The 7,487-nt window shown below is 72.4% G+C and carries 6 protein-coding genes; 3 read left to right on the top strand and 3 right to left on the bottom strand.

Annotation, left to right across the window (positions count from 1 at the left end; genetic code table 11):
* Nucleotides 1–161: 161 nt before the first annotated feature.
* The 3 genes from E0D90_RS21475 to E0D90_RS21465 all read left to right on the top strand — a co-directional run bounded on the left by E0D90_RS21475 (nt 162) and on the right by E0D90_RS21465 (nt 5,420).
* Nucleotides 162–1,142, top strand: coding sequence for a sugar phosphate isomerase/epimerase family protein (locus E0D90_RS21475; RefSeq protein WP_130799707.1), 981 nt, complete (start codon nt 162–164; stop codon nt 1,140–1,142).
* A 115-nt stretch (nt 1,143–1,257) separates the two neighbouring features.
* A complete protein-coding gene (locus E0D90_RS21470; RefSeq protein WP_174856241.1) occupies nt 1,258–3,384 on the top strand; it encodes a PQQ-dependent sugar dehydrogenase in 2,127 nt (708 codons plus the stop codon).
* Between the two features lie 344 nt (nt 3,385–3,728).
* Entirely contained in the window at nt 3,729–5,420 is a 1,692-nt protein-coding gene (locus tag E0D90_RS21465; RefSeq protein ID WP_130799706.1) for a tetratricopeptide repeat protein, read from the top strand.
* Between the two features lie 186 nt (nt 5,421–5,606).
* Here E0D90_RS21465 and E0D90_RS21460 read toward each other — a convergent pair whose 3' ends face one another.
* The 3 genes from E0D90_RS21460 to E0D90_RS21450 form a co-directional block, all read right to left on the bottom strand.
* Nucleotides 5,607–6,167, bottom strand: coding sequence for a type 1 glutamine amidotransferase domain-containing protein (locus tag E0D90_RS21460; protein ID WP_130799705.1), 561 nt, complete (start codon nt 6,165–6,167; stop codon nt 5,607–5,609).
* An 85-nt stretch (nt 6,168–6,252) separates the two neighbouring features.
* Nucleotides 6,253–6,672 carry a PPOX class F420-dependent oxidoreductase gene (locus E0D90_RS21455; RefSeq protein ID WP_130799704.1) on the bottom strand — a complete coding sequence of 140 codons (420 nt, stop codon included), beginning with the start codon at nt 6,670–6,672 and terminating at the stop codon, nt 6,253–6,255.
* Nucleotides 6,673–6,831: 159 nt separating this feature from the next.
* Nucleotides 6,832–7,392, bottom strand: coding sequence for an SACE_7040 family transcriptional regulator (locus E0D90_RS21450; RefSeq protein ID WP_130799708.1), 561 nt, complete (start codon nt 7,390–7,392; stop codon nt 6,832–6,834).
* Nucleotides 7,393–7,487 lie beyond the last annotated feature (95 nt).

Below are 7,487 nucleotides of genomic sequence, written 5' to 3'. Positions count from 1 at the left end.
GGACGGGGGTGGTTCGCCCGCCCGGCGCCGGCGGCCGAACCACCCCCGTCCCCAGCCCTGATCCCTCAACGTCGCACCAAGCGCCACCTCGTGTCCCCACCCGGGGACATCCCCCCAACCGTTTCGCGCGGAGCCGCCGGAACGGGAGAACAGGAGTCGCCATGTGTTACGGATTCGACGCCGAGCGCCCACTGGAACGCTCACTCGCCCAGCGCGGTTCCACCCGCCGCAACGTGCTGCGCGGTGCCGTCGCCACCGCTGCCGCGGGTGCGGTCGGTGCCGCCGGACTGGCGGCCGCGGGTCCCGCGGCCGCGCACGGCAAGAAGCCCGAGAAGCCCTCGGGACGCCCGCTGGTGCCGCCGGGCCTGATATCCATCCAGATCTACTCGCTGCGCTCCGACCTCAACGGTGAGCCCGGCTTCGACGCCACCATGCGCGAGATCGCGAAGATCGGCTACCCGCGCATCGAGCAGGCCGTCGGCTACTTCGGCCGGACGGCCAAGGAACTGCGCCGCTTCTACGACCGGCTGGGCATCCGCGCCACCTCCAGCCACGAGGGCATCAGCGCCGACAACACCGCGCTGGACACCAAGATCGCCAACGCCAAGGCGCTGGGCCAGTCCTACATCAACGTGCCCTACCTCGCCTCCGACAGCGCCGACGAGTGGAAGCGCTGGGCGGACCGGATGAACCACGAGGCGGCGCGGGCCAAGAAGGCCGGGCTGAAGTACGGGTACCACAACCACGCGCACGAGTTCACCACCGACCTCGGACGCGGACGCACCCCCTGGTCGATCCTGACCGAGCGGCTCGACCGCCGGCTGGTCCACCTGGAGATCGACCTCTACTGGGCGGTCACCGGCGGCATCGAGAGCGGTGACGGCCTCAGGGACCCCGAGGGCTTCGCCCTCGACGTGATCCGCAGCGCGCCGCAGAAGACCCTTCAGTACCACGTGAAGGACCGCCACCCCGAGACCGGTGACTTCGCCGACCTGGGTACCGGGTTCATCGACTTCCCCCGGATCTTCCGGGCGCACTCCGTGCAGGAGTACATCGTCGAGAACGACAGCCCCGACGTCACCCCCATCCAGACGGCGAAGGTCGGCTACCGCTACCTGCGTAGCTCCAAGTGCCGCCGCTGAACGGCTCCGTGAGCCCCCACCGGGGGGTCGGAGGGGTCCCCGCGGGCCCCTCCGGCCGGCTCCCCGGCTCCATCTCCGCCGACAAGCGTCGAACCACCGAAGACAAGGAACGCCCGTGATACGCCGATCCGGTCTCGTAGCCGCGGTCACCGTGCTGGCCGCGTCTCTGCTGGCACTGCCCGCCACCGCCCACCCCGGCCACGGGGACCCCGAACCGCCGCCCGCGGACTCGGAGTTCCAGAAGGTCGTCCTCAACGACATGCCCGGCGAGCCGATCGACCTCGCCGTGCTCCCCGACAAGCGGGTGCTGCACACCACCCGCGACGGCCAGGTCTGGCTCAACGACCCCAAGACCGGCCTCAACACCCTCGCCGGTGAGATCGACGTCTACACCAACGACGAGGAAGGTCTCCAGTCGGTCGCCGTCGACCCCAAGTTCGACGGCAAGAAGAACCGCTGGGTGTACCTCTACTACGCGCCCCCGCTGGACACCCCGATCGATGACCCCTCCACCCCGGACGTCAACGAGGGCGAGGCGCCCTGGACCGGCGACCCGGAGGACTTCGAGCCGTTCGAGGGCGTCAACCGGCTCTCCCGCTTCGAGCTCAAGGGCGGCACGCTCGACCTGAGCACCGAGCAGGAGATCATCGACGTCGAGCAGGACCGCGGCATCTGCTGCCACGTCGGCGGTGACATCGTCTTCGACGCCAAGGGCAACCTCTACCTGTCCACCGGCGACGACACCAACCCGTTCGAGTCCGACGGCTACACGCCGATCGACGAACAGCCCACGTCCAACCCGGCGTTCGACGCGCAGCGTTCCTCCGCCAACACCAACGACCTGCGCGGCAAGGTGCTGCGCATCAAGGTGAACAAGGACGGCTCGTACTCCATCCCCAAGGGCAACCTGTTCAAGGCCGGTACCCCGGACGCCCGGCCGGAGATCTACCTGATGGGGCTGCGCAACCCGTTCCGGATCGAGCTGAACCAGCGCACCGACGAGCTGTACGTGGCGGACTACTCGCCGGACGCCAAGGACTCCGACCCGGCGCGCGGTCCGTACGGCCAGGGCAAGTGGTTCGCCACCAAGAAGCCCGGCAACCACGGCTGGCCGTACTGCATCACGCCCGACCAGCCCTACATCGACTACGACTTCGCGACCGGTGAGTCCGGCGAGGCGTTCGACTGCGCCAGCCCGGTCAACGACTCCCCGCGCAACACCGGCCTGACCGAACTGCCGCCCGTGGAGCAGCCGGACGTCTACTACGGCAACGAACTCTCCGAGCACTTCCCCGAGCTCGGCACCGGTGGCGTGGGCCCGATGGCCGGCCCGGCCTACCAGTGGGACAAGAAGGCGACCAAGGGCAAGAACCCCGTCGCCTGGCCCAAGCAGTACGACGGCACCCCGCTGTTCTACGAGTGGACCCGCGACTACGTCAAGGGCTTCCACGTCCAGAAGAACGGTGAGGTCGCCATCGAGGACGTCGTCCCCGGCATCGACCTCTCGTCCGTGATCGACATGGAGTTCGGCCCCGACGGCGCGCTCTACATCCTCGAGTACGGCAAGGGCTACTTCTCGGAGAACGAGGAGGCCCGGCTCGCCCGGATCGACTACATCGGCAAGAAGGGCAACCACGCCCCCGTGCCGCAGGTCAGCGCCGACGTCACCGACGGCCAGGCCCCGCTGACCGTGCGGTTCTCCAGCGAGGGCACCGTCGACCCCGACGGTGACAAGCTGAAGTACGCCTGGGACTTCGAGTCGGACGGCAAGATCGACTCCCGCAAGGCCAACCCGACGCACACCTTCAAGAAGAACGGTGTCTACCGCGCCAACCTGACCGTCACCGACCAGGGCGGCAAGCACCGCGGCAAGTCGGCCTCCGCCGAGGTGCGGATCGTGGTCGGCAACGAGGCGCCCGTGGTCGAGTTCGTCACCCCGCAGACCGGTGACGAGTTCTCCTTCGGCCAGCTGGTCAGCTTCGAGGTGCGGGTCACCGACGACCAGGAGGTCGACTGCAACCGGGTCACCGTGACCTACATCCTCGGTCACGACGACCACGGTCACCCGATGACCAGCGCCGCGGGCTGCACCGGCACCATCCGCACGTCGCTGGCCGGCGGCCACGACCCCGAGCGGGACAACCTGCGCGGTGTGTTCGTCGCCAGCTACACCGACCCGGGCGCGGACGACCTGCCGCCGTTGACCGGCAGCGCCGAGGTGGTCCTCAACCCCGTCGGCTGAGCCGACACCAACCCAACACCGTTGTCGCCCACGGTGGTTGTCCGGTGACCGAATTCTGGTCCCGGCGGCCTCCGGGGTGACGCGGGGCAGCGAACCGGTGACGCCGGGCGGTGAACACACCGCCCGGCGTCAGCCTTTGGGCAACAGTTCGGAACCCCACCGGCTCCGCCGGTCATGGGACGGCTGTGGCCGGGCAGCGATACTTCACACGGGTTTGGTCAACTCCCCCGAGCGGCAGTGGTTTGACGGTAGCCATATCGGGAAGTCGACAAACCTACAAGTGACTTCGCGTGCTGTGCAATTCCGGGTGCACGCAGCTTTCGGGTGGTGCGACGATGGACCTTATGGGGGACATGACGAGGTTCGACAGCGGTGCTTCCGCTGCACGGGAGGGAGCACGGCTGCTGCGGCGCGGCGATCTCGAACGCGCCGAGGCGCCGCTGCGCGCCGCCGCGGGTGCGGGTGACCGGTCCGCCGCCAACAACCTGGGGCTGCTGCTCCACCAGACCGGCCGCACCGACGAGGCCACCGCCTGGTGGCGCTCCGCCGCCGTCGCCGGTTCCCCCGCCGCCGCGCACGCGCTCGGCCGGCTGCACCGCGAACGCGGTGACGAGGTCGCCGCCGAGTACTGGCTGCGCCAGGCCGCCGACGCCGGTCACGACTCCGGCGCCTACGCCCTGGCCGACCTGCTCGACCACCGCGGCGACCCGGAGGCCACCGCCTGGTTCCGTGCCGCCGCCGAACGCGGCCACCGCGAGGCCGCCTACCGCTACGCCTCACTCGCCGACGACCCGGAGACCTGGTACCGGTTCGCCGCCGCCCGCGGCCACCGCCGCGCCGCGCTGCGACTCGGAGCGCTCATGGAGGAGCAGGGCAAGCTCGCCGAGGCCGGCCGCTGGTACCTCGACGCCGCCGAGGCCGGCGAGCCGCGCGCCGCGTGCGCGCTCGGCTTCCTGATGCGCGACGCCGGCGACGAGCACGGCGCCGAGCAGTGGTGGCGCCGCGCGGCCCGCGACGGCGACGGCTCCGCCGCCAACGCCCTGGGCGCGCTGCACGCCGAGCGGGGCGAGCGCGGCGAGGCCCAGCGCTGGTACCGGGCCGCCACCGAGGCGGGCGACATCAACGGCGCCTTCAACCTCGGGCTGCTCTGCGTCGACCAGGGCCGCAGCGGCCAGGCCGAGCAGTGGTACCGCCGCGCCGCCTACGCGGGCCACCGCGAGGCCGCCAACGCGCTGGCGGTGCTGCTGCTCCAGCGCGGCGACGAGGACGGCGCCGAGCCGTGGTTCTCCCGCGCCGCCGAGTCCGGCAGCGTGGACGCCGCGTTCAACCTCGGCATCCTCTACGCCGGGCGCGGCGACACCGCGCTGGCCCGCCGCTGGTACGAACAGGCCGCGGAGAACGGCCACGCCGAGGCCGCGCTCCAGATCGGGATGGAGCGGCTGCGCGAGGGCCGCACGGACGCCGAGCGCGCCGCCGCCGTACGGATGCTGCGGGCCGCCGCCGAGGGCGGCAGCCCGGAGGGCGCCTTCCGGCTGGCCACTTGGCTGGAGCGGGCCGCCGGTACGGGCGAGGTGCCCGAGTTCAGCGCCGCGCGAAACCCGGGCGCGCTCGCCGAGGGCGACGAGGAGGCCGACGACCGGCCCGAGTGGGAGCGCTGGTACGCCTACGCCGCCGAGCGGGGCCACCGCCGGGCCCAGGTCCGGCTCGGCATGTGCGCCGCCGCGCGCGGCGCCATCGTCGAGGCCGCCGACTGGTACCGGCGGGCAGCCGAGGCCGGCAGCAGCAACGGCGCCTTCAACCTCGGGCTGCTGCTGGCCCGGGAGGGGGCGGAGCCCGAGGCCGCGCTCTGGTGGACCCGGGCCGCCGAGGCCGGGCACGGCCGCTCCGCGCTGCACCTGGCGCTGCTCGCCTCGCGGCGGGGAGACCTGGGTCAGGGCGGCGAGTGGTGCAGCCGGGCCATGGAACTGGGGCCGGAGCCGGTGGCCGAGCGGGCCGCCCGGCTGCGGGACGCGCTCCGCACGGAGCTGACCGCCTGACCGCCTGAGTGCCTGACCGTCTGAGTGCATGACCGCCTGAGCGCCTGGGCGGTGGCCGGGCGGCCCCGCCCGGACCGGTGAGGTGAACGAGAGCGGCGGGGTGCCCGCGACCGAGTGGTCGCGGGCACCCCGCCGTCGGTTTCCGGGCCGGCCACGGAGGCCGCCGGCGGGCGGACTCCAGGCGCGTCAGGCGCTGAGCCCGACCTCCTTGGCGATCCCCTCGCAGAAGTCGCCGAGGTCGCCCGGGTCGCGGCTGGTCAGCAGCGCCCAGCCGTTCTCGCCGCAGCGCACCAGCGGCCGGTCCACCCAGCTGCCGCCCGCGTTGGTGATGTCGGTGCGCAGGCTGTGGAACGAGGTCAGGGTCTTGCCCGGAAGCAGCTTGGCCTCCACCAGCAGCCACGGCGCGTGGCAGATGGCGGCGACCGGCTTGCCCGCCGTGGCGAACCGCCGGACCAGGGAGACCGCCTCGCCCGTCACCCGCAGGTTGTCGGCGTTGACGGTGCCGCCGGGGACCACCAGGACGTCGTAGGCGTTGGCGTCGACCTTGGCCAGGATGGTGTCGGGCTGGACGGTGACGTCCTTGTCGCTGTCGTGCAGGAAGGTCTGCACCGCCTTGGGCTCCTCGGCGGCGTGGGTGACCTCAGCACCGCGCTCCCGGAGGTTGTCCCGGGGGACGAGCAGTTCATCCCGCTCGACGCCGACGTTGGAGGTGATGATCAGAACGCGTGGGCGGGTCTCCTCGGGCATGGGTGGTCCTTTCCGGGAACGGGTGATCTCTCAGTCTCCTCACCGCCATAAATCAGGTCAAACGGAACTGGGCCCGACGGCGGCGTCACCCGGACTGGCTGTTGTCCTTCATGGCGCCCCAGCCGTGCCAGCGGTCGATCTCGATCCAGGCGCTGTGCCGTGCGCGCTCCCGGTCGGGGTAGGGCTTGCCGAGGTAGTGCCGGGCGAGCCGGTCGATGTCGGCCAGGCCCTCGTCGGGGCGGGTCTCCGCCACGCGGCCGATCAGGCTGACGTGGGTGTACCAGTTGCCCTCGTCGAGGACGGTCAGCGTGACGCGCGGGTCGTCGCGCACATGGGCGAGCCGCTTGCGGCCCTCGTCCATGTTGACCAGGATCCGGCCGTCGTCCCAGAGGTACCAGGTCGCGACGGAGACGGGCTGGCCGTCGGAGCGCAGGGTGGTGATGACGGCGGGGTTCGGCTTGGCCAGCATGGCCACCGCCTCGTCGGGGAGCGGGGGCTTGGACATGCGGTTCCTCCTCGGGGCGTGGGGCCCGGTGGCCGGGCCCCGCGGGTTGGGTGCGCGGCCTGACGCGTACCCGCCCACGGCCGGATATCCACATCGTCACCCGGCCGGACCCGCGAGTGGGCCCACCGGACCCGGCCCGTCGTGTTCGCCCGTCAGCGCTCAGCCCGCGGCGGCGGCGAAGGCGGCGCGGGCCAGCCGGTGCAGGAGGGCGGCGGTGTCGTCGCGGTCGGGGAGGGTGTGGGGGCGGCTGAGGTGCGGGGTGGAGTTGAGCAGGCCGAAGACGGCGTGCACCGTCGCCCGGGCCTGCCGTTCGTCCAGCTCCGGGTGGGCGGCGCGGGCGACCTCGGCCCACAGCTCGACGTACTCCCGCTGGAGCCGCCGGACGCGTTTGCGCTCGTCGGCCGGGAGCCGGTCCAGCTCCCGGTCGTGGAGGGTGATCAGCGCCCGGTCGTCGAGGGCGAAGTCGATGTGGCCGCTGATCAGGGCGTCCAGGGTGCGCTCGGGGGAGAGGCCGTTGGCGGCGGCCTCCTCCGTCCGGAGCAGTCCGCCGTCCCGGAGCCGGCTGCTGATGCCCACCAGAAGCTCCGCGAGCATGGCGTCCTTGCCCGCGAAGTGGCGGTAGAGCGCCGGGCCGCTGATGCCGACCGCGGCCCCTATCTCGTCGACGCCCACGCCGTGGAAGCCCCGCTCGGCGAAGAGCCGGGAGGCCTCGCGCAGGATCTGGCGGCGGCGGGTGGCGGCGGCGACCGGTGCCGGACGCGTGGAGCCGCCCCGCTCGGGGCGCCGGTCGGCGGCGGGCGGGGGTGTCTCGTGGG

The organism is Streptomyces otsuchiensis (genome assembly GCF_004305975.1).
In the GTDB taxonomy this organism is placed as follows: Bacteria; Actinomycetota; Actinomycetes; order Streptomycetales; family Streptomycetaceae; genus Streptomyces; species Streptomyces otsuchiensis.
The sequence above is the reverse complement of the archived record's forward strand: the minus strand, read 5'-3'. Positions and strand labels throughout refer to the sequence as shown.